Source organism: Rhodococcus sp. 05-340-2 (genome assembly GCF_002258915.1).
Lineage (GTDB): Bacteria > Actinomycetota > Actinomycetes > Mycobacteriales > Mycobacteriaceae > Rhodococcoides.
The window spans coordinates 1-20,942 of sequence record NZ_NOYU01000043.1; the positions used below are offsets into that span (position 1 = coordinate 1).

At 64.5% G+C, this 20,942-nt stretch carries 20 protein-coding genes; 11 read left to right on the top strand and 9 right to left on the bottom strand.

Going from position 1 to position 20,942, the window contains the following annotated elements; all coding sequences use genetic code 11:
* The first annotated feature begins 445 nt into the window (after window positions 1-445).
* Window positions 446-1,105 carry a hypothetical protein gene (locus CH271_RS27715; protein WP_141217010.1) on the top strand — a complete coding sequence of 220 codons (660 nt, stop codon included), beginning with the start codon at window positions 446-448 and terminating at the stop codon, window positions 1,103-1,105.
* A gap of 29 nt (window positions 1,106-1,134) precedes the next feature.
* Here CH271_RS27715 and CH271_RS27720 read toward each other — a convergent pair whose 3' ends face one another.
* On the bottom strand, window positions 1,135-1,569 hold the full coding sequence (locus CH271_RS27720) for an SRPBCC family protein (RefSeq protein WP_094635755.1): 435 nt from the start codon (window positions 1,567-1,569) through the stop codon (window positions 1,135-1,137).
* 257 nt (window positions 1,570-1,826) lie between these two features.
* Here CH271_RS27720 and CH271_RS27725 point away from each other — a divergent pair, with 257 nt between their 5' ends.
* Together CH271_RS27725 and CH271_RS27730 are read left to right on the top strand one after the other, a co-directional pair.
* Window positions 1,827-3,272: an FAD-binding oxidoreductase gene (locus tag CH271_RS27725; RefSeq protein WP_170945876.1), complete on the top strand. Its 1,446-nt coding sequence runs from the start codon at window positions 1,827-1,829 to the stop codon at window positions 3,270-3,272.
* The gene (locus CH271_RS27730; RefSeq protein ID WP_037187809.1) at window positions 3,269-4,585 is read left to right on the top strand and encodes a class I SAM-dependent methyltransferase; all 1,317 of its coding nucleotides are present in this window, start codon (window positions 3,269-3,271) and stop codon (window positions 4,583-4,585) included. The genes CH271_RS27725 and CH271_RS27730 overlap by 4 nt, the downstream gene beginning before the upstream one ends.
* A 12-nt stretch (window positions 4,586-4,597) precedes the next feature.
* On the opposite strand, the gene CH271_RS27735 is transcribed toward CH271_RS27730, so the two are convergent.
* Window positions 4,598-5,380: an alpha/beta fold hydrolase gene (locus CH271_RS27735; RefSeq protein WP_094635687.1), complete on the bottom strand. Its 783-nt coding sequence runs from the start codon at window positions 5,378-5,380 to the stop codon at window positions 4,598-4,600.
* 28 nt (window positions 5,381-5,408) lie between these two features.
* Window positions 5,409-6,341, bottom strand: a complete 933-nt coding sequence (locus tag CH271_RS27740; RefSeq protein ID WP_094635688.1) for an oxygenase MpaB family protein — start codon at window positions 6,339-6,341, stop codon at window positions 5,409-5,411.
* Between the two features lie 23 nt (window positions 6,342-6,364).
* On the opposite strand from CH271_RS27740, the gene CH271_RS27745 reads away from it, so the two are divergent.
* The 3 genes from CH271_RS27745 to CH271_RS27755 are packed head-to-tail and all read left to right on the top strand — an operon-like array spanning window position 6,365 to window position 9,640.
* Window positions 6,365-6,937 carry a TetR/AcrR family transcriptional regulator gene (locus CH271_RS27745; protein WP_037187806.1) on the top strand — a complete coding sequence of 191 codons (573 nt, stop codon included), beginning with the start codon at window positions 6,365-6,367 and terminating at the stop codon, window positions 6,935-6,937.
* A gap of 27 nt (window positions 6,938-6,964) precedes the next feature.
* Window positions 6,965-7,225, top strand: a complete 261-nt coding sequence (locus CH271_RS27750) for an acyl-CoA-binding protein (RefSeq protein WP_032379982.1) — start codon at window positions 6,965-6,967, stop codon at window positions 7,223-7,225.
* Window positions 7,226-7,273: 48 nt separating this feature from the next.
* On the top strand, window positions 7,274-9,640 hold the full coding sequence (locus tag CH271_RS27755) for an FdhF/YdeP family oxidoreductase (RefSeq protein ID WP_094635689.1): 2,367 nt from the start codon (window positions 7,274-7,276) through the stop codon (window positions 9,638-9,640).
* Window positions 9,641-9,648: 8 nt separating this feature from the next.
* On the opposite strand, the gene CH271_RS27760 is transcribed toward CH271_RS27755, so the two are convergent.
* Complete coding sequence (locus tag CH271_RS27760; protein WP_094635690.1) at window positions 9,649-10,467, bottom strand: oxygenase MpaB family protein; 819 nt, start codon at window positions 10,465-10,467, stop codon at window positions 9,649-9,651.
* Between the two features lie 92 nt (window positions 10,468-10,559).
* On the opposite strand from CH271_RS27760, the gene CH271_RS27765 reads away from it, so the two are divergent.
* Window positions 10,560-11,183 carry a TetR/AcrR family transcriptional regulator gene (locus CH271_RS27765; protein ID WP_094635691.1) on the top strand — a complete coding sequence of 208 codons (624 nt, stop codon included), beginning with the start codon at window positions 10,560-10,562 and terminating at the stop codon, window positions 11,181-11,183.
* On the opposite strand, the gene CH271_RS27770 is transcribed toward CH271_RS27765, so the two are convergent.
* Together CH271_RS27770 and CH271_RS27775 are read right to left on the bottom strand one after the other, a co-directional pair.
* A complete protein-coding gene (locus CH271_RS27770) occupies window positions 11,174-11,812 on the bottom strand; it encodes a GntR family transcriptional regulator (protein ID WP_037187795.1) in 639 nt (212 codons plus the stop codon). The genes CH271_RS27765 and CH271_RS27770 overlap by 10 nt on opposite strands.
* Window positions 11,813-11,818: 6 nt before the next feature.
* Complete coding sequence (locus CH271_RS27775) at window positions 11,819-12,961, bottom strand: acyl-CoA dehydrogenase family protein (protein ID WP_037187793.1); 1,143 nt, start codon at window positions 12,959-12,961, stop codon at window positions 11,819-11,821.
* A gap of 124 nt (window positions 12,962-13,085) precedes the next feature.
* Between CH271_RS27775 and CH271_RS27780 the strand changes: the two genes are divergently transcribed.
* Window positions 13,086-14,582 carry an aldehyde dehydrogenase family protein gene (locus CH271_RS27780; RefSeq protein WP_037187791.1) on the top strand — a complete coding sequence of 499 codons (1,497 nt, stop codon included), beginning with the start codon at window positions 13,086-13,088 and terminating at the stop codon, window positions 14,580-14,582.
* A gap of 2 nt (window positions 14,583-14,584) precedes the next feature.
* Window positions 14,585-15,505: an oxygenase MpaB family protein gene (locus CH271_RS27785; protein WP_037187789.1), complete on the top strand. Its 921-nt coding sequence runs from the start codon at window positions 14,585-14,587 to the stop codon at window positions 15,503-15,505.
* Here CH271_RS27785 and CH271_RS27790 read toward each other — a convergent pair.
* Genes CH271_RS27790 through CH271_RS27800 form a run of 3 tightly spaced genes read right to left on the bottom strand, consistent with a single transcriptional unit; the run spans window position 15,480 to window position 18,264 of the window.
* Entirely contained in the window at window positions 15,480-16,571 is a 1,092-nt protein-coding gene (locus CH271_RS27790; protein ID WP_094635757.1) for an NAD(P)-dependent alcohol dehydrogenase, read from the bottom strand. The genes CH271_RS27785 and CH271_RS27790 overlap by 26 nt on opposite strands.
* On the bottom strand, window positions 16,571-17,047 hold the full coding sequence (locus tag CH271_RS27795; RefSeq protein ID WP_094635692.1) for a DUF4334 domain-containing protein: 477 nt from the start codon (window positions 17,045-17,047) through the stop codon (window positions 16,571-16,573). Before CH271_RS27795 ends, CH271_RS27790 begins: the two co-directional genes overlap by 1 nt.
* Window positions 17,048-17,076: 29 nt before the next feature.
* Window positions 17,077-18,264: a TetR/AcrR family transcriptional regulator gene (locus CH271_RS27800; RefSeq protein WP_037187783.1), complete on the bottom strand. Its 1,188-nt coding sequence runs from the start codon at window positions 18,262-18,264 to the stop codon at window positions 17,077-17,079.
* Window positions 18,265-18,442: 178 nt separating this feature from the next.
* Here CH271_RS27800 and CH271_RS27805 point away from each other — a divergent pair, with 178 nt between their 5' ends.
* The gene (locus CH271_RS27805) at window positions 18,443-19,249 is read left to right on the top strand and encodes an enoyl-CoA hydratase-related protein (RefSeq protein WP_256986578.1); all 807 of its coding nucleotides are present in this window, start codon (window positions 18,443-18,445) and stop codon (window positions 19,247-19,249) included.
* A 109-nt stretch (window positions 19,250-19,358) separates the two neighbouring features.
* Window positions 19,359-20,942, top strand: a complete 1,584-nt coding sequence (gene fadD5 / locus CH271_RS27810) for a fatty-acid--CoA ligase FadD5 (RefSeq protein ID WP_094635693.1) — start codon at window positions 19,359-19,361, stop codon at window positions 20,940-20,942.

Below are 20,942 nucleotides of genomic sequence, written 5' to 3' on the forward strand. Positions count from 1 at the left end.
CCCGGCACTCACCTGAGGTCGGTAGCCCGCCCGCGGCCGTATCGATATCCGCCGTCCATCACAGCTCGAGGGAAGCCACCTCGAAAGCGCAACAGCCCGGATCCCGACTGCGGTGACGAATAGTGGACACTCAGCGCAGTGCCTTCCGGCGATGCCGCACGACGGTTCGCCCTCGGTAACGAGGATCAGCGTTGCTCCGCGCGACGGTCTCTGCGCACGGGCCACCGGTGAAGTGCTAGAGATTCACCCTGGCGAAGGTTCGGCCGTCCGCCACTCTCACCGCCGCACCCATCGTGTGGATGCCGTCCTCATCAGATCCCGCATCCGTCTTCGACCAGCGTCCGATCCCCGTCGGTCGCGGGTAGTGCGGAAGAGAAGGACACGATGCGATTCTGGAGCCCCTCGCCTGAACATCTGTCAGTACTGAGACGCGTACCATCCTCGAATGCACGCACCGACGAACTCCGAGGGTCACTCCCCTCGTAAGCGTCGGGTGACGCCCGAGACCATGGCCGAGGCCGGTATCGCGCTGACGCTGCCGAAGGTGTCGGTGAAGTCGGTGGCCGAGAGTCTGGGCGTGTCGATCGTCGCCATCTACAACAACATCGACGATCTCGGTTCCCTCAAGGCCCTCGTGGCGGAGGAGATTCTGCGCAGGTGGTCGCCGCCGCTTCCCGGTGACGACGAATCGATGCACGACGCTCTGCTGACCCTCGCCTCCGCGATGCGCGAGCTGGTGCACTCCAACCCTGGCATCGCGGAGTATCTGATCGGTCTGACTCCCAGTTCGATCGACGCTCTTCGGATGGCCGACGCCGTGCAGACGCGCTACCGGATTCGCTACGACCTCACTCCGAAGCAGGCGACGTGGGCCGTCATCACCGTCGTCGAGCACGCGCTGGCGTTGGCGGAGGTCGTCTACAACGATGCCCGACGCGATCGTGAATACGACGACGCGATTGCTGCCCGCACCGACCTCGACACCCTCCCCGGGGCCTACGACACGGTCGACCGTGGGCCCGACGGGATGTTCCTGTGGTCGATGCGCACCGTGGTGGTCGGAACCCTGACGCTGATCGCGGCCCCGGATTTCGAGCGGGTCTAGGCAGGAGTGGAGCCTGCGGAACGACCCAACTAGATCAACTCGCGACGCAGGTTGTCCAGCGTCGCGGCCTGGATCTTCTTCAGTCCGAGTGGTGCGAAGGTCTTCTCGAAGAACCCGCCGATGCCGCCTGCGCCCTTCCATTCCGTCGTCGTGGTGACCGTGGTGCCTGCGCCGTCCGGAGCAACCGACCAGGTGGTGACCATGGAGGAGTTGGCATCGCGTTCGGTGATGGTCGATCCGGCGACGGTGACGGTCGCGGCGACGTTGCGCACTCGCTTCTCGGTGGCCTGCAGGGTCCACGTGGCCACTGTTCCGTCCCCTTGCCCGCCCTGGATCACCTCGTAGTCGCGGTACTGCTCGGGGAGGATGCGCGGGCGCACCGTCTCGTAGTCGGCGAGCGCGGCGAGCACCCGATCCGGTGTGGCAGCGATGGTGGCGGAACTGGATGCACTGACCTGAGCCACGGAAACGTTCTCCTTCTCTAGCGGACGGGATGTGCGTCCATCCTGCCTCTCCTCGAGGCCACGTTCGGCATCGCGCCGATGCATGTGTGATGTGCTTCACACGACAATTCTCGTACGCGCAAAACACATGCATGACGCAACCATTTGTCCGATTTACTCCGATTCCTCACTCGGATTCGGCAACAGTTGCGTGAAGTTTCACCGGTCGGACGCCAATGCCGGTGGATACCGTGCGGTACGAGATATAGCGTCTGTATGTGGCTTCAGTGAATGCTCTTCTCGGACGACGGCCAGAACCGAGGGAGAGCGGTTACGCAGCGCACCGGTCGGGTGTCGAGCAGTTGCTTCGCAGCTATCGCGCAATTCCGACCGATGCGACGGTGCGTCTGGCGAAGAAGACGTCCAACCTGTTCCGGGCCAGGACGACCACCACCACGCCGGGGCTCGACGTCTCGGGCCTGAGCAAGGTCATCACCGTCGATCCCGCCACGCGCACAGCCGATGTCGCCGGCATGTGCACCTACGAGGACCTGGTCGACGCGACGCTTCCCTACGGTCTCGCGCCCCTCGTCGTCCCGCAGCTCAAGACGATCACTCTCGGTGGAGCCGTAACCGGCCTCGGTATCGAGTCGACGTCGTTCCGTAGTGGACTCCCGCACGAATCGGTGCTCGAGATCGACGTCCTCACCGGCAGCGGCGAGATCGTCACCGCGACACCGGAGGGCGAACACGCAGATCTCTACTGGGGCTTCCCCAACTCGTACGGCACCCTGGGCTACTCCACTCGGCTGCGGATTCAGCTCGAACCCGTGCTGCCGTATGTCGCGTTGCGCCACCTACGATTTCACGATCTCGACACTCTCCAATCCACGATGGACACCATCGTCGAGCAGCGCGAGTACGACGGCATCGAGGTCCAATACCTCGACGGTGTGGTCTTCGGCGCAGACGAAAGCTACCTCACCCTCGGCGTCCAGACCGACGAACCGGGGCCGGTCAGCGACTACACCGGTGCCGACATCTTCTACCGCTCGATCCAGCATGCGTCGGACACACCGAAGACCGACCGCCTCACCATTCACGACTACCTGTGGCGCTGGGACACCGACTGGTTCTGGTGCTCCCGCGCATTCGGAACACAGAACCCGAGAATCCGACGCTTCTGGCCGCGTAAGTACCGGCGCAGCAGTTTCTACTGGAAGCTCATCGGCCTCGATCGCAAGTACGACATTGCCGACCGACTCGAGAAGCGCAAAGGAAATCCGCCGCGCGAACGCGTCGTGCAGGACGTCGAGGTTCCGATCGAACACACCGCAGGCTTCGTGGCGTGGTTCCTCGACAACATCCCGATCGAGCCGTTGTGGTTGTGCCCGTTGCGACTTCGTGAGCCGGCAGCGCCAGGAGCGAATCCGGCTCGGCCGTGGCCGCTGTATCCACTCGAACCGAAACGCACCTACGTCAACATCGGCTTCTGGTCTTCGGTCCCGATCGTTTCGGGCGAACCCGAGGGTGCCGCGAACCGCGCCATCGAGAAGAAAGTGACCGAGTTCGACGGGCATAAATCGCTGTACTCGGATGCTTATTACACCGAGGACGAATTCGCCGTGCTGTACGGCGGCGAGAGATACATCCAGCTGAAGAAGAAATACGATCCCGAATCCCGATTGTTGGATTTGTACTCGAAGGCGGTGCAACGCAGATGACGACGTTCAAGGACTCCGGCAATCGCACGGTGAACGGTGCCCAGAAGCTCAAGATCTCCGAGATTCTGGAGCTGATCTCCGACGGCAACATCCCACTGCGCTTCACCGCATACGACGGCAGCACCGCAGGACCCGAGGACGCGAGAATCGGCCTCAACCTCAAGAGCCCTCGCGGAACCACCTATCTCGCAACCGCTCCCGGCGATCTGGGCATGGCGCGCGCGTACGTCTCCGGCGATCTCGAAGCTACGGGCGTCCATCCGGGTGACCCCTACGAGTTGCTGGCACTGATGGGCGACGAGCTGCACTTCCGTCGCCCCTCGGCAATGACATTGACCTCGATCGCCCGTTCACTCGGCTGGGATGTGTTGCGGCCCATCGCTCCCCCGCCCCAGGAAGCGATTCCGCGGTGGCGTCGCATCGCAGAAGGTCTGCGTCACTCCAAGACTCGCGATGCAGAAGCGATCCACCACCACTACGACGTGTCCAACGCCTTCTACGAGAAGGTGCTCGGCCCCTCGATGACGTACACCTGCGCGGCGTTCGAGGCCGCCGATCAGTCTCTGGAGGCTGCTCAGGAGAACAAGTACCGCCTGGTGTTCGACAAGCTCGGCCTGCAGCCGGGTGATCGCCTGCTGGACATCGGCTGCGGCTGGGGCTCGATGGTGCGCTACGCCGCTCGCCGCGGCGTCCGGGTCATCGGCGTGACGCTCTCGCAGGAGCAGGCGTCGTGGGCGCAGAAGGCCATCGCCGACGAGGGGCTCTCCGATCTCGCCGAGGTGCGCTTCTCGGACTACCGCGACGTGCCCGAGACCAACTTCGACGCCATCTCCTCCATCGGTCTGACCGAGCACATCGGCGTGCACAACTACCCGTCGTACTTCACGTTCATTCAGTCCAAGCTGCGGGACGGCGGTCGGCTGCTCAACCACTCGATCACCCGGCCGGACAATCGCGCGCACGCCAAGGCGGGCAGCTTCATCGACCGGTACGTCTTCCCGGACGGCGAACTCACCGGCTCGGGCCGCATCATCACCGAGATCCAGGACGTCGGACTCGAGGTTCGTCACGAGGAGAATCTCCGCGAGCACTACGCCCTGACCCTCGCCGGATGGTGCCGGAACCTCGTCGAGAACTGGGATGCCTGCGTTGCCGAAGCCGGTGAGGGAACGGCCCGCGTCTGGGGCCTCTACATGGCCGGCTCCCGTCTGGGATTCGAGCGCAATGTGGTTCAGCTGCACCAGGTTCTGGCGGTCAAACTCGGGCCGAAGGGCCAGGCGGACGTCCCTCTGCGGCCCTGGTGGAACGGCTGACGCTTGTGAGCGTCAGCGACCCGTCGCCCGCAGGATGACCCGCGCGGTCTCGGTCGGCTGATCCCAGTGCGGAAAATGTCCGCATTTGTCGAACCAGTGCAGGGTGGCGTCGGGGAATCGCTCCAATGCCACCTGTGCCTGGCTGGGCGTCGTCACCTTGTCCTGACGGCCCCAGCCGATGAGCAGTGGGCCCTGCAACGATCCCTTCGCTGCACCCATCTGCTTCGGCCCGTGGATCAAGGCTTTGCGCGCAGCGTCGAGCGACGGTGACGTCGTGGAGGAGAAGCCCTTGAGCTCCTGTTCGACCAGACCTCTCGGAAGTTTCCACGGCGCAGCCGAGAACTGAGCCAGCGCAGCCGTTCTGGTGACCGGGTTACCGGCCAGGAACGGCACGAGCGGCTGCACGTTCTTCATCAGTGCCAACGACGCGGTGATCGTGGCTCCGAAGATCTTGACCTGGCGGTCGTTCCAGAAGCCGCCCGGATCGAGTGCCACCATCGAGCCTCGGTGACCGCGGCGGGCCAGTTCGACGACCATGCGCGCACCCATGGAGCTACCGACGAGGTCGGCGTCGGAGAGACCTTCGTTGTCGAGGAACTCCCTCAGGGCGTCGGTCAACGACGCGATGGAGACCTCGGGCAGCGGCGGAGTCTTCCCGAACCCGGGCAGGTCGAGGGCGATGACCTCACGATGCTTGGCGAGGGCGGGGACGATCGGGTCCCAGTTTCCGTGAGAGGACCCGAGCCCGTGGACGAGGACGATCGGGGTTCCGCTTCCGGTTCTGACACTGTGCATAACCGCGTAGTACCCCGAGCGCACCGATCTACACCTTCGGGCTGTAGTGCGAGGGGTCCGACCGCCGCTCCACGGGCGGCAGATTGCGGGCCGGTGTGTGCACCAACGGTGCCGTTCTCGGGGTTCGGCCCTTGACGCGGTCCCATCCGGCGCGGCCCCGCGGATGCAGTCGCCGTCGTGGTGGCACCAACCCGAATACGAGGTTCACCGCCTTGCCGAACAGCGCCAGGCGCTTCTCGTCCCGCTCGGACCAGCTGTAGCCGAGGAGCGTGCGTACCGGCTCGTCGTAGAGCCCGACGGTGATCCAGACGAACAGGCTCGCCACCGGACGCCGGCACAAGGCCCAGATGGGCTCGGGCAGCCAGGATGCGTACGGCGGTGGTCCCAGCTTCGACAGGTCGAGCACCCCGCGCGCGGCCATGTTGTCCTCCAACACGGTGCTGCACATGTGTTCCCAATACTTCTGGAACTCGGGCCAGGTGGCGGGCACCGACCGCATGCTCATTCCGTAGAGGCGGTACCACTGCACGTGCTCGTCGAACAGCTGCACCTTCTGAGCCTCGGTCAGTCCGCCCATGAAGTGGTCTGCCGTGAGCACCGTCCCCATGAAGAAGGTGGCGTGCGCCCAGTAGAACGTGTCGGGATCGAGTGCGTGGTACTTGCGGCCTTTGGCGTCGATTCCCTTGATGTTCGTGTGGTATCCGCGGACCTGCAGTGCGGTCTCCTCGGCGCGATCGCCGTCGAACACGACCCCGCCGATGGGGTACAGCGATCGGTACAGCCGCTGCCAGCGCTCGTCGAAGAATGTGGAGTGCTGCTCCACCCCGGCTCCGAGCCCGGGGTGCATGTTCTGCATCGACCCCGCCCAGACGCCTTGCAGCATCCCCCGCCAGTCGCCGAAGTACTTCCAGGTGAGTGAATCGGGACCGAGCGGGACGGGTCGATCGGACTGACTACGCATGTTGTCAGACTAGAGTTGACAACATGCGTAGTCAACAGTTGGAGGAACGCAGATCCAAGCGGTACGACGCGCTGCTCGCGGCCGGGGTCGAGCTGCTCGGCTCCCCGGACGGACCTGCCGTCAACGTGCGCGCCGTCTGCCGTACCGCCGGACTGACCGAACGGTATTTCTACGAGAGCTTCTCCGACCGCGATACCTTCGTCCGGGCCGTGTACGCCTGGGTGGGTACGAGAGCGCAGAAGGCCTTGCTCGACGCCGTGATGCAGGCGACCACCGCCGAGGACACCATCGCGGCGCCGGTGCGCGCATTCGTCGAACTCATCATCGACGAACCGAAAACGGGGCGGGTGTTGCTCATCGCGCCGTTGGCCGAACCGGCACTCAGCCGCCGCGGACTCGACCTGCTACCGGGCTTCGTCGAACTGGTGCACGCCCAACTCCCCGACTCCACCGATCGACAGCTGATCGCCGTCGGAACCGTCGGGGCACTGACCGCCCTGTTCATCGGCTATCTCGACGGCACGGTCACCGTCACCCGCGAAGCCCTCGTGGCGCACTGCATTCGGCTGATTTCCGAAGCCTCCGTGCGAGGATGACTGCACCTCTAACCGAAGGAGTTCTTCATGTCCGATCTCGACCAGTCGTTCGCCGACGCGCAGGTAGACGTCAAGAAGCTCACGTCCAAGCCGAGCAACGACGACCTACTGAGCCTGTACTCGCTCTACAAGCAGGGTTCGATCGGTGACGCCTCGGGTAAGCGGCCCGGACGACTGGACATGGTGAACCGCGCGAAGTTCGATGCCTGGGCGAAGCTCGAAGGTACGAGCCAGGATTCGGCGAAGCAGCAGTACGTGGATCTGGTGACCAAGCTCCTCGCCGGCTGAGCCTACGGCTATGGTCGAGTGCGGGGGTAACGCAACGAAGGGACCCGCATGAGACGCACCGACAGCGACGTCGACGAGGCCGAGCTCGACATCGAGAAGCCGAAGACCCACGCGGCAGGCCCCGTCGCCGTCGCAGTGTCGATGAAGCGGGCACTCGGGCACATGGGCCCGAAGCGCACCGCGCAGACGCTCCTCAAGCTCAACCAGGCCGAGGGTTTCGACTGCATGAGCTGCGCCTGGCCCGATCCGGATCCGGGCCACCGGCACGCGGCGGAATTCTGCGAGAACGGCGCGAAGGCGGTTGCCGAGGAGGCGACGACGACGCGAGCGACGCCGGAGTTCTTCGCGCAACACAGCATTGCCGAACTCGACGCACATACCGAGCACTGGCTGGGCCAGCAGGGCCGGATCACGCACCCGATGATCAAGCTGCCCGGCGGCAGCCACTACGAGCCCATCGAGTGGGACGACGCGTTCCGCCTGATCGGCGACGAGCTGAAGTCCCTCGCCAGTCCCGACGAGGCCATCTTCTACACCTCGGGTCGCGCCTCCAACGAGTCCGCGTTCACGTATCAGTTGTTCGCTCGGTCGTTCGGCACCAACAACATGCCCGACTGCTCCAACATGTGTCACGAGTCGACGTCCATCGCTCTGCAGGAGTCGATCGGCATCGGCAAGGCCAGTGTGACGCTCGACGACGTCCACAACGCCGAGCTGATCATCCTGGCGGGCCAGAACCCCGGCACCAATCACCCGCGTATGCTCTCGGCCCTCGAGCTGGCGAAGCAGAACGGCGCAAAGATTCTGTCCATCAACCCACTTCGCGAAGCGGGTCTGCTCAACTTCAAGAATCCACAGACTCCGCGCGGAATGGTGGGGCCGGGAACGGACCTGTCGAATCTGCATCTGCCGATCAAGCTCAACGGCGACCTCGCACTCTTCCAGGCCATCGGCTCGCTGCTGGTGAAGTGGGATGCGCTCGATCACGAGTTCCTCGACACCTACACCGTCGGTTTCGACGCGTGGAAGGCGCACGTCGCCGAGGTCGACTGGGATCTCGTCACCGAGGTGACCGGATTGTCGGTAGCGCAGATCACCGAGGCCGCCGAGATGCTGCGCGACTCCAAGGCCACCGTCTTCTGCTGGGCAATGGGCCTGACGCAGCACCGCAACGCCGTCGCTACCATCAAGGAAGTCACCAATCTCGCGTTCGCGCAAGGCAACATCGGTAAGGAAGGTGCGGGTCTGCTGCCGGTTCGTGGCCACTCGAACGTCCAGGGCGACCGCACGATGGGCATCTGGGAACGCCCTCCGGTGAAGTTCCTCGACGCAATGGCCGCGGAGTTCGACTTCGAGCCTCCGCGCGAGCACGGCTTGGACACCGTCGATTCCATCCGGGCCATGCGCGACGGCAAGGCGCACTTCTTCCTCGGACTCGGCGGAAACTTCGTCCAGGCAACTCCGGACAGTGACGTCACCTTCGAGGCGCTGCGCAAGATGCGGATGACGGTGCAGATCTCCACCAAGATCAACCGTTCGCACCTGGTCTGCGGCGAGACCGCACTGATTCTGCCGACCCTGGGCCGCACCGAGAAGGACGTGCAAGCCAGTGGCGAGCAGTGGATCTCGGTCGAGGACTCCACCTGCTCGGTGCACTCCTCACGCGGACCGCTGAAGCCCGCGAGCGAATTCCTTCGTTCCGAGGTCGCCATCGTCAGCGGTATCGCCGAGGCGACCCTCGGTGACCGATACGGTCTCGACTGGAAGGGTTTCCGCGACGACTACCGCAACATCCGCAAGCACATCTCCCGCGTCGTCGCCGGTTGCGAGGGCTACGAGGTCAATGTTCGACGCCCCGGCGGCTTCGTTCTTCCGCACCCCCCGCGCGACAGTCGGACGTTCGAAACCAAGAGCGGCCGTGGTGAATTCGCGGTGTCACCGATCGACGTGCTGCAGGTTCCACCGGGCCATCTGATTCTGCAGACCCTGCGCAGCCACGATCAGTTCAACACGACCATCTACGGCCTCAGCGATCGGTACCGCGGCATCGAGAACGGCCGACGCGTCATCTTCGTGCACCGAGAAGACATCTCGACGCTCGGTTTCCGCGACGGCGACATGGTCGATCTCGTCACCAAGTGGGACGACGACGACGTGGAACGGTGCGCGCCGTCGTTCCGCATCGTCGAGTACGACACCCCGCGCGGATCGGCTGCTGCGTACTACCCCGAGACCAATCCGTTGATCCCGCTGGATTCGACTGCGCTGCAGAGCAACTGCCCCACCTCGAAGTCGGTGATCATCTCGATGGTTCCGGCCGGGACGGGTGTACAGGGAACAGCGAACGGCCATCAGGACAACGAGGGCTCGGACGAGGGTCACAAGTCGCACCCGCAGCCGCATCATCTGAGCTGAGGCTCGAACTAGACCAGCGCCCGCCCCGAACGCATCCGACGCTCGACATCGCGCAGCAGGATGTTGAACGGCAGTGCTCGCACGACAGGCGGCAACATCCGGTTGAGCAGGGACGCGCTGCGCAGCAGTAGCGCAAACCGTCTCTGCTTGACCGGGTCCCAGGGCAATTCCATCTCGTCCCGGAATCGCTGGGGTAGGAATCCGGTGGTCACGAAGCGAAAGAACGGCCCGATCAGCGGATGCAATGCTGCGGGTCTGGCGAACGTGGCCGAGGCGATGCCGTACAGGTAACGCCTGATCGTCGGGTCGATGTGAATGTCGTCCAGCGCTGCTTCCCAGTACTTCTCGAACGCCGCTCGATCTGCGGGCCACATCTCGGGCGGCATCTGCAGTGTCGAGCCGAGTACGTGGCACGCCTGATACATCTCGTCTGCAACGGCCGGATCGGGTGGCCCGTACAGCGCAACGTACACATCCTCGAAACCGCGGTAGAGGCACGCCGCCACCCACAGCTGCAGGTTGGGATCGAAGGCGTTGTACTTCACCGGACTGTCGGCCGTCGACCGCACGGCCGCATGGGATCTGTTGGTCGCCTTGCGGTATGCGGCCTTGGTCTTGTCGTCTCCCATACCCGCGACGGCGAGGTAGGACAACGTGGTTCGGGTGCGCTTGATCGGGTGCCGGTTGATCTGTCCGGATTCCACGCGGCTCTCGAACACTCCGTACCCGACGGCGGGGTGCCCGAGTTGCATGATGACGTTCGCCGACCCGGCGAGCAGGCCGAACCCGGTCATGGACTTGCGCAGAAAGTCGGTGTCGACAGTCATGATGCAATCGATTCCTTCACTGTCAGCAATCTGAGTACGCCTGTGTTCAGATCAAGCTAGGCGTGGATGCCAGGGGATGTCAAGATGTATCCATGCCCGATTCACCCCGCACCTACGGCGGCGTCGACGGTTCGGCGCGAGTCGCCGAGCGTCGGCGCATCCTCATCGAGACCGGCCTCGATCTGCTCGGAACAGCGAAGCCCGACTTGACCGTTCGCGGGGTATGCCGCCGGGCCGGCGTCGTCAGCCGCTACTTCTACGAGAGCTTCGCAGACCGGGACGCGCTGATGGTGGCGGTGTACGACCACGTCGTCGACGATGTCGCGGCCATCGCGCTCGACGCGGTCGCCGCAGCACCGAAGGACGACCGCGAACGGGTACACGCCGGGATCCGTGCGATCGTGCGCGCTGTCGCCGAAGACCCACGCCGCGGGTTCCTCCTCTTCTCCGCCACGTCGGTCGGCGACATCCTGGTGGCCAAACGAGCCGAGTCGACGAAGATGTTCGCCCATCTGCTGGCCACTCAGGCCACCGAGTTCTACGGCACGACAAGGGATCACGATCTCGATCTGACAACCCATTTCGTCGTCGGCGGATTCGCTCAGGTCCTCACCGCGTGGCTCGGCGGAGAACTGGAACTGAGCGAGGACGCCGTTGTCGACCGGTGCACCGAACTGTTGTTGGCCACCTCACCGGTGAAACCACCTCACCCGTGAAGCCCGTGAACCAATGTCGCACCGACGAGGAACTGCGTGCACATCAGGTCTGCGACACCGTCGGCGTCCCGTCGACGAAATGCCTCGATCAGTTCCTCGTGGCTGCTGAGCGCATGCTCGCACCACTGCCGGTTCGACGCGTACATTCGGGCCGGCGTGTATCTGACGGCACCCAACAGAAACCATGCCAGCTTGGCTCCACCGGCGACTTTGTTGATGTACCTGTGGAATTCGAACTCACAGGATTCGATGCCGTCGAGGTCGCGTCGGAACACCGCATCACGTAGCCGGTCGTTCAGCGCGCGCACCGCGTCGATCTGTTCGTCGGTGATGACGTGGGCCGCGCGGCGGGCAAGTGTGCCCGCAATCGTGCCCTGCAACCAGAAGATGTCGTCGATGTCCTGCTGCGTCAGTTCGCTGACGCGGTAGCCGCGCCGCGGTACCAGCTCCACCAGTCCTTCACCGCGGAGAGACACCAGCGCTTCACGCACCGGTGTCGCACTCACACCCAGCTCGGTAGCCGTTTCGTCGATTCGCACGAATGCACCCGGCTCGAGCGCACCCGTGACGATCTGCTGGCGAATACTTGCGGCGACATCCTCCGAGAGCTGCGGGCGACGACGCAACACGATGACCTAGAGTCCGTACGTCTTGCCGATGATGTCACGCTGAATCTCGTTGGTACCGCCGTAGATCGAAGAGACCAGAGTCGTGCGAACGTGCTTCTCCATGTCGAACTCGGTGGCGTAACCGTAACCGCCCATCATCTGCATGCCTTCGAGTGCCACCTTCTTCGCGGTCTCGGTGAGCTTGAGCTTGGCCATCGAGGCCTCGCGGGGAAACAGCTTCGTCGGGTTCTCGTCGACCAACCGAGCCACGTGGTAGACCAGCAGCCGTCCGCACTCGATCTCGGTGGCCAGATCGGCAATTCGATGCCGCAGTGCTTGGAACGTCCCGACGGGCCTGCCGAATTGCTTTCGCTGGGTGATGAAGTCGAGTGTGTCGTCGAACGCTCGTTGCGCGGTACCGAGCATCATCGCCGCGAGAATGAGGCGCTCGATGTTCAGACCGGTCATCAGCTGAGACCAGCCTTGCCCTTCCACCCCGACCACCGCGTCCTCGGGAAGCACGCAGTCGGTGAAGTACAGGTCGTTGACTTCCTTCCCGCCCATCGTGTCGATGCCGACGATGTTCAGGCCCTCGATATCGGCCGGGACGTCGAACATCGTCAGACCCTCGTGCTTGCCACCTTCTCTGCCCGTACGTGCGACGAGCAGGATCCGATCGGCGAAATGCGCATTCGAGCACCAGGTCTTCTGGCCGTTGATCAGCCAACCGGAGTCGGTCTTCTCGGCACGGCAGGTCAGATTTCCCACATCCGAGCCGGCCTCGGGCTCGGACATCGAGATCGAGTAGCTGCGCCCGGCGACGATGCCGCCGAGAACAGTGTCCTTCTGCGCGGGCGTGCCGAACTTCTCGTACGCCGCGCCGGTGATCAAGGTGGGTCCGATACCGCCGATGGGTGCCATGGCCTTGGCTGATTCTTCGAGGAGGATGCACAGGTCGACGGTGCTGCCGCCTGCCCCACCGTGGTCCTCCGAGATGATCGCTCCCAACCAGCCCAGGTCGGCCATCTTGTCGTAGAGCGCTTGGTTGTGGGTGTGCTTGCCGTGTTCGGTGAGGGCATCCCGTTGGGACCTGGTGCCCGCCTCTTTGGCACAGAATGACGCGACGGCCTGCGCGAACGCAGTCTGTTCCTGGGTGAGATCGATACTCATGGATCGGCTCCTGCACATCGGGGCAACGGGGGGTTGTAGCAACCGGAAGCGACGCATAGTGTGTCCTGGACAACATTGAATCACATCAAATATATGTGATGCGATCTGCTGGAGGATAGAGCCCGTGACGGACCAGATCGAACGAACGAACGAGAGCACCTTCGAAAGCCTCGACCCCAGAACAGGTGTCGCACTCGCCGCGTATCCGATCGCGGGCCCCGCAGAGGTCGACGCCGCCGTCGCTCGCGCCCGGTCGGCCGCGCGTTGGTGGGATGTGCAGGGCTTCGTCGGACGCAAACGGTGGCTGCTCGAATTCAAGTCCGCCATCGCCAGGGACGCCGCGAGTCTCGCTGCCGTCATCGCCGCCGAAACCGGCAAGCCCGACGAGGACTCGATACTCGAAGTGATGATGGGCGTCGAACACATCGATTGGGCGGCCCGCAATGCCGAGAAGATCCTCCGGCAGCGCAAGGTCGGCTCCGGGCTCATCTCGGTGAACCAGAAGGCGTACGTCGGCTACCGCCCGTTCGGCGTCGTCGGGGTGATCGGTCCCTGGAACTACCCGCTGTACACCCCGATGGGCTCCATCGCCTACGCACTGGCCGCCGGAAACACCGTGGTCTTCAAGCCCAGCGAACTCACGCCGGGGGTCGGTGTGTGGTTGGCCGAGAAATGGGCGTCGCTCGCCGCCCCGCACCCGGTGTTCCAGACGGTGACCGGCGACGGCTCCACCGGCTCGGCGCTGTGCGAATCCACCGTCGACAAGATTGCCTTCACCGGTTCGACCGCCACGGCCAAGAAGGTCATGGCCGCGTGCGCGAAGACGTTGACTCCCCTGGTCGCCGAGTGTGGCGGCAAGGACGCCATGCTCGTCGATGCCGACGCTGACATCGCTGCCGCAGTGGAGTTCGCGACGTTCGGCGCGATGGGCAACGCCGGGCAGACGTGCGCCGGTGTGGAACGCATCTACGTCGCCGAGCCTGCGTACGACCGGTTCGTCACCGAGTTCACCTCCGCGGTACGGGCATTGAAGCCCGGCGGCGTGGGAACCTCGTCGTACGGCCCGATGACGATGGCCAAACAGAGCGACATCGTGCGCGGCCAGATCGAGGACGCGTTGGCCAAGGGCGGCAAGGCCGTGCTCGGCGGACTCGACTCGCTCCACGGCCCCTACATCGACCCCGTCATCCTCACCGACGTGCCGGAGGATTCCACGGCGATCACCGAGGAGACCTTCGGTCCGACGGTGGTGGTCAACAAGGTTCGCGATCTCGAGGAGGGCATCGAGCGGGCCAACGCCTCCGCCTACGGACTCGGTGCGTCGGTGTTCACCAAGGACACCGCGGTGGGTCGACGCGCCGCCGAGAAGCTCGATTGCGGTGTGGTGACGGTCAATTCGGTCCTCGGCTTCGCCGGCATCCCGGCACTGCCCTTCGGCGGCACCGGTGACTCGGGGTTCGGCCGCATCCACGGCGCCGACGGCCTGCGAGAGTTCAGCACCGTCAAATCGCTTGCGGTGCAGAGCTTCGCATCTCCGCTCAATCTGCTGACGATGAAGCGGAAGGCACGGGACATGAAGATCTCGGCGCTGGTGCTCAAGCTTCGGCACGGACGGAGCTGACCATGGACATCACGCCGAAGAAGGGGCGCTTCGGCTGGCTCCGGCGTATCGAGGAACTCGACCCGGTGCGGGACTGCCACACGATCCACCGCATCACCGCCGGCTACGAGTTCCCCTGGGACTACCAGCGTGCACTCGAATTCGCGTTGTTCCGTACCTACTGCGTGCCGACCATCTCGGCGCTGTTGGCCGAGACCGGCGAATTCGAGAAACGACCGCAGAAGCGCTACGACGACACCTCGCTGTTGATGGCCGAACTGCTCGAGCACGGATACGACTCCGAGCGGGGGCGCGAGTCGCTTCGGATGGTCAACCGAATGCACGGAAAGTACGACATCTCGAACGACGACATGCTCTACGTGTTGACGACGTTCATCTACGAGCCGATCGAGTGGATCGACACCTACGGATGGCGTCGCCTGCACCCCAAGGAACGACTCGCCACGTTCCACTTCTACTGCGAAGTGGGAAAACGAATGGGCATCAAGAACATTCCCGAGTCGTACACCGAGCTCGCGCAGTTCAAGCTCGACTACGAGGAGCGCACGTTCCGCTTCACCGAGGACAATCGACGGATCGGCACGTACACCCTCGATCTGTACTGCTCCTGGTACCCCGCTGCGCTGACCCCTGCAGTCAAGCAGGCAGTCTTCGCGCTGTTGGACGACCGGATGGCGGGTGCCTTCGGCTTCCCGTCGGGCTCGGCGACGGTCGAGCGGGCCGCCGTGCGGGGTCTTCGCGCCAGGGCCCGCGTGGAGCGGTTCCTACCCAAGCGGACGCACTCGCGGGCCACCGCCGACGCGTCGAACAAGACCTACCCCGGCTACCCCGTCGGCTACCGCCCTCGGGATCTGGGAGCGACCACCTGCCCGTACACCGCTGATTCGGCAGCACCGGTCAGGGCCACTCCAGCACCGGCTTGACGGTGTCTCCGCGGCGGTGGTCGCCGAGAGCGGAGTCGATCCGGTCGTACGGATAGCGGGTGATCAGCCGATCGACGGGGAGCGCCCCCGCGCAGTACATCTCGGCAAGTGCCGGGATGAACTGCTGCGGTACGGCGTCCCCCTCGAGGCATCCGCGAATACCCCTGCCGCTCAACACCGTATCCAGCAAATCCAGCTGCAACACACCGCGGCCGAGAGCCACGATCGCCAGCGTGCCGCCCTTGCCGAGAGCGGCCATCGCGTCGACGATCACCTCTGCGTTGCCGGTGGTGTCGAGTGCGTGCGTCGCGCCTCCGTCGGTCGCGTCCGACAACTCGGCGCGCGCATCCTCCGACGCCGGATCGATCACCACGTGTGCACCGAGACTCGACGCCAATTCTCTTCTGGCGCTGGATCTCTCCACCGCGATCACGCGGGCGCCGGTGGTGATCGCCGCGAGCACGGCCGCCATCCCCACCCCACCTGCTCCGTGCACCACCACGGTGTCCCCCGACCGAGGCTTCAGGACGTTCAGCACCGCCCCGGCACCGGTCTGCACGCTGCACCCCAGCGGAGCGGCAACAGCGAGGTCGATATCCCGATCGACGACGACGGTGTTGTCCTGGCGGGTCAGCGCGAACTCGGAGAAGCTCGACTGCCCGAAGAATCCGTCCAGCAACGGAGCGCCGGTACTCGTGACAACGCGGGACGTGCCGTCCGCGCGTGCACCGAACTGGTTCAGAGCGTGGCCGTCCACGCAGTAGGCCGGCCGTCCCTGCCGACAATTGCCGCACACACCGCAGTGCCGGAACGTCAGCACCACATGGTCGCCCGGATCGATCCCGCGGACGGACCGGCCCACCGACTCGACCACGCCTGCACCCTCGTGCCCGAGCAGTACCGGCCTCTCGGCCGAACCTGCCCGTCGCGCAACGAGATCGGTGTGACAGATCCCGGTCGCCTTCATCCGGACCAGGATCTCGTCGTCGTGGGGTTCGTCGACGTCGATGTTCTCGACGGTGAAGGACTCGGCTGGATCACGCGAGAGCAGCGCCCGCGCGGCGATCATCGGTTGCGCTCCAACACGAAGTAGAAGTGCTCGCCGCGAGAGAGTACGAGCTCCGGTTTGCCGTTCATGATGCCCATCAGCCTGCCGTCGTCGATCTGCTTGAAGTGATCGAAGACGGCTTTGCCGTCGTACACCATCGTGGCGGTCACCTCGCCCCGGAACTCGATGTTCCACAGCGATGCCTCCCCCGACCCCATCTCGACGTTGGAGAACAGCGAGCCGTCGTCGGCGCGGCAGATCAACGGTTGCGCCTCGGTGACGGAGATGAAGTTCTTACCGTGCCACTTGCTGGCCGGCAGTGCCCGGCACAGTCCGTGGCCGGTCTGGAAGGCGGCACCGGTCCAGCTTCCGAGGATGTCCTCGGCGCGTACGGGGGCGAGCTGCGACCAGAGTTCGTCGAGTTCCGCTGCCGAGACACCCGAGGTCCGTGCCAGCAATTCGTCTGTACGCGTGATCGTTTCACGATCGGTCATCGTTGTTCTCCGTTTCACATCGAGTGGATTCATCCCAGAAGTACCGCTGTCATCGTCTGTTGCACCCTGGCCATGGTTCGGTCGGAGCGCTCGAACCGCACCGTGCGACCGACATCGAAGACCAACCCGAGAGCGGCGTGGATCAGAAATTTTGAGACCACCACGCTCGTGTTCGGCCGTGCCTCACGCAGTAGCTGCGCCCAGCCGTCGATGTTGTGGCGCTGGATCCGGCGCAGTGCGGTCCGCCGATCGGCCGGAATGTTCCCGATCTCGGCGAAGTACACGGCCACCAGTTCGCCCTGCCGGAAGGTCAATTCGGTGTACAGCCTGGCGAAGGTCCGCACCGCGTCGACCGGGGAATCCGAGTGCTCGAGCGCACCGGCGAGAGTGTCGGTGAGCTGGACGTTGGCACGGTGCAACGCAGCCTCGAGCAGCTCGGCCTTGCTGGGGAAGTATCGGTAGACACTGGAGGCGGTGATCGACGCTGCTGCGCCGATGTCGTCCAGGCCCACCTCGTGATAGCCGTGCAGATAGAACAGCCGAATCGAATGGTGCAGCAGCTCTTCGCGTTTCGATGCATGCTCCAACACGGATTCGTGGTGAGGAGATTCACTGCCCTGCTGCGGAAGATCGGTCCGCAGTATCGACCGTGCGGCAGCGAGCATCGACTCCTCGATCTGTTTGGCCGACAACGCGGATCGATGCGCGGTGATGCTGGCGACCGCACTGATCGACGCGGTGGCCAGCATGGCTGCGTCGGCCTCGGACAGATCGGGGCGAAGCTGTCGCAGCGGATTCGTCACGCGCTCGTGCAGCGTTGCCATCGACCGGCGCAGGGCGCGCCGATCGTCCCCCACCAAGTAGCGGCCTTCCCACCGATACAGTCCACCGGTTCGACGGTTGTCGATGGTGGTTCGGATCACGGCACCGATGACCGCGTCGAGCCGGTCCTCCGGATCCTCTCGAGTGATGACCGCGGGATCGGTTGCCGCGAGCAACGAATCGGCCAATCGCAGGACCGCACTGGCGAACAGTGCGTACTTGGTCGGAAAATGCCGGTACAGCGCGGGACCCGAGATCCCGACCGTGGCCGCGATCTCCTCGATGCCGACAGGGTGGTAGCCGCGTTCACTGAACGCCTCTGCCGCCGCTGTCAGAATCTGCGCTTTGCGATTTCGTGGTCGACGGCGTTGCGTCGCTGCACCTGTGTCAGTCATGACCTGTCCTCGTACCGACGGGACCGAACCCGACGTTCGTTCCCCATCGTAGCGGTAGCTCGAACACGAACGATCCGTTCGACGGATTTCTCTGAAACACTGACAATCAGTCGATTTGATGCGCTAAGTTAGCCGCAATTCGCAACTGGGTAGCACCGACGGCCGACAGGAGTTCATCGTGACGAACGGCCTGCACTGCACGTCGGCCGCTGGAATCCTCTCGCTGCGCATCGACCGGCCCCACCGGATGAACGCTCTCGACGGCCCCACCGCCGAGGCCCTGATCGACGCACTGACCACGGCCGCGTCCGACCCTGCGGTGCGAGTGGTGATCGTGACGGGCACCGGTTCCGCCTTCAGCACCGGTGCCGACATCGCCGAAATGGCTGCTGCCGAGCCGTCTTCCGACGCACAGGCCGACGCCGAGGAGACGATGCGGGTAGCCGCGGCCCTGGTACGTGCGGTGCTCGACGTGCCGATGCCGGTGATAGCACAGGTCAACGGCATCGCAGCGGGGATCGGGGTGTCGATCGCGCTGGCCGCGGATCTCGTCTACGCGGCCGAGGACGCCCAATTCCTCTTGCCGTTCACGTCGCTCGGCCTGATGCCCGACGGTGGTAGCACCCTGTCGGTCCCGGCCGCGATCGGACGCGCACGCGCAGGCGCGATGGCGCTGCTCGGTGAGCCGATGAGCGCGGCGGATGCCGCCCGTTGCGGGCTCATCACCGCGGCAGTTGCTCCCCAGGACCTCGACGAGCATGTTCGCACGATCGCACGCACGCTCTCCCGCGGTCCGCGTCGCGCACTGGAGTTGACCAAGCGGGCTCTGACGGCGTCGACGCTGGCACTGCTCGACGACGCACTCGAGAGGGAGACCGCCGGGCAGGTCGAACTGCTGACGGCACCGGAATTCGTCCAGGGACTCGACGCCGTGCTGAACCACCGACAGCCTCGTTCCCGACGCGAATCACCACGAACTTACTGACCAAGTGACCTGCAGAAATGCACTCCACAAACCACAGACAAACCACCGCTCCCCAGGTAAGCTGCACCACACTCGAACCCCCGCCTCACGGCTCAGAGAGGAACCGGCGATGGCCGCTCACACGGACTCGACTGCACGCACGATTCACACCGACGAACCCCAGCTCTCCAACCGAAGCAACTGGAACAACCATGTTCGACGGCACGCATCGATGCAGCCGACGAACGTGGCCCTGCGGTTCCAGGGGCGATCGATCACCTGGCGCGAACTGGACGATCGAGTGGCGAGGTTCGCGGGGGCGCTGAAGGAACGCGGGGTCGGCTTCGGCGACCGAGTACTGATCGTGATGCTCAATCGACCCGAGTACCTCGAAGCGGTCCTGGCCATCAACGCACTGGGCGCTCTGGCCGTCCCGGTCAATTTCCGAATGACTCCACCCGAAGTCGCGTTTCTCGCCCTGAACAGCGGATCCACCATCGTGATCACCGACGAGACTCTCACACCACTCGTCGACGCGGTTGTGGGACAGGCCGATTCACCACCGGTCGTCATCACCGTCGGCGAATCCTACGAGCGCCTGCTCGCCGAAAGCGAACCCGCAGCGGCAGTCGACGTGCCCGACGACGCGTCCGCACTGATCATGTACACCTCGGGCACCACCGGACGACCCAAGGGTGCCGTTCTCACCCACGCGAACATGCAGGCCCAGGCGTTCACCTGCATTCGCGCACTGCAGATGAGCGAGACCGACGAGGTCGGATTCTGCGCCTCCCCGATGTTCCACATCGCGGCACTGGGAAGCCTCGCCCCGAGCCTGCTGCTCGGCATCACCACGGTGATCTACCCGGTGGGCGCTTTCGACCCAGGCACTCTGCTCGATGTCCTGGCCGCAGAACGCGTCACCAACCTGTTTCTCGTACCGGTGCAATGGCAGGCCATGTGCGCCGAGCAGTCTCGCAGCCCCAGAAAGCTTGCGCTCCGGGTGATTTCCTGGGGTGCGGCACCTGCGTCGGACACCGTGCTGAAGGCCATGTCGGCAACGTTCCCCGATGCGCTGAACGTCGCCGTGTTCGGCCAGACCGAGATGTCACCCATCACCTGTGTCCTCGACGGCTCGGATGCACTGCGCAAGATCGGATCCGTCGGACGCGTGATCCCGACCATCGCGGCCCGAGTGGTGGACGACGAGATGAACGATGTAGCTCAGGGTGAGATCGGCGAAATCGTCTACCGGGGGCCGACATTGATGCGCGGCTACTGGGAGAACCCCGATGCCACGGCCGACGCGTTCCACGGCGGCTGGTTCCACTCCGGCGATCTGGTGCGGCAGGACGAGGAAGGCTTCGTCTTCGTCGTCGACCGGAAGAAGGACATGATCATCTCGGGCGGCGAGAACATCTACTGCGCGGAGGTCGAGAACGTACTGTTCTCGCACCCGAGAATTCTCGAAGCCGCCGTGATCGGGCGCCTCGACGACAAGTGGGGCGAGGTACCCGTCGCCGTTGTCGCACTTCACGATTCCCAGAACACGCCCGATCTCACGCTCGAGGAGTTGACCGTGTGGCTCGGTGATCACCTGGCCCGGTTCAAGCACCCCAAGGATCTGGTGATCGTCGATGCGTTGCCCCGCAACGCCAGCGGCAAGGTTCTGAAGGTCTCGCTCAGGAAAACCTATTCGCCGACGCCGGCCTGA

Excerpts from the sequence above, each read along its gene's own strand:
- CH271_RS27775 (WP_037187793.1), bottom strand. The coding sequence starts at position 12,961 with ATGAGTATCGATCTCACCCAGGAACAGACTGCGTTCGCGCAGGCCGTC.
- CH271_RS27760 (WP_094635690.1), bottom strand. The coding sequence starts at position 10,467 with ATGACTGTCGACACCGACTTTCTGCGCAAGTCCATGACCGGGTTCGGC.
- CH271_RS27750 (WP_032379982.1), top strand. The coding sequence starts at position 6,965 with ATGTCCGATCTCGACCAGTCGTTCGCCGACGCGCAGGTAGACGTCAAG.
- CH271_RS27735 (WP_094635687.1), bottom strand. The coding sequence starts at position 5,380 with ATGCACAGTGTCAGAACCGGAAGCGGAACCCCGATCGTCCTCGTCCAC.
- CH271_RS27745 (WP_037187806.1), top strand. The coding sequence starts at position 6,365 with ATGCGTAGTCAACAGTTGGAGGAACGCAGATCCAAGCGGTACGACGCG.
- CH271_RS27800 (WP_037187783.1), bottom strand. The coding sequence starts at position 18,264 with ATGACTGACACAGGTGCAGCGACGCAACGCCGTCGACCACGAAATCGC.
- CH271_RS27785 (WP_037187789.1), top strand. The coding sequence starts at position 14,585 with ATGGACATCACGCCGAAGAAGGGGCGCTTCGGCTGGCTCCGGCGTATC.
- CH271_RS27795 (WP_094635692.1), bottom strand. The coding sequence starts at position 17,047 with ATGACCGATCGTGAAACGATCACGCGTACAGACGAATTGCTGGCACGG.
- CH271_RS27730 (WP_037187809.1), top strand. The coding sequence starts at position 3,269 with ATGACGACGTTCAAGGACTCCGGCAATCGCACGGTGAACGGTGCCCAG.
- CH271_RS27740 (WP_094635688.1), bottom strand. The coding sequence starts at position 6,341 with ATGCGTAGTCAGTCCGATCGACCCGTCCCGCTCGGTCCCGATTCACTC.
- CH271_RS27765 (WP_094635691.1), top strand. The coding sequence starts at position 10,560 with ATGCCCGATTCACCCCGCACCTACGGCGGCGTCGACGGTTCGGCGCGA.
- fadD5 (WP_094635693.1), top strand. The coding sequence starts at position 19,359 with ATGGCCGCTCACACGGACTCGACTGCACGCACGATTCACACCGACGAA.
- CH271_RS27715 (WP_141217010.1), top strand. The coding sequence starts at position 446 with ATGCACGCACCGACGAACTCCGAGGGTCACTCCCCTCGTAAGCGTCGG.
- CH271_RS27755 (WP_094635689.1), top strand. The coding sequence starts at position 7,274 with ATGAGACGCACCGACAGCGACGTCGACGAGGCCGAGCTCGACATCGAG.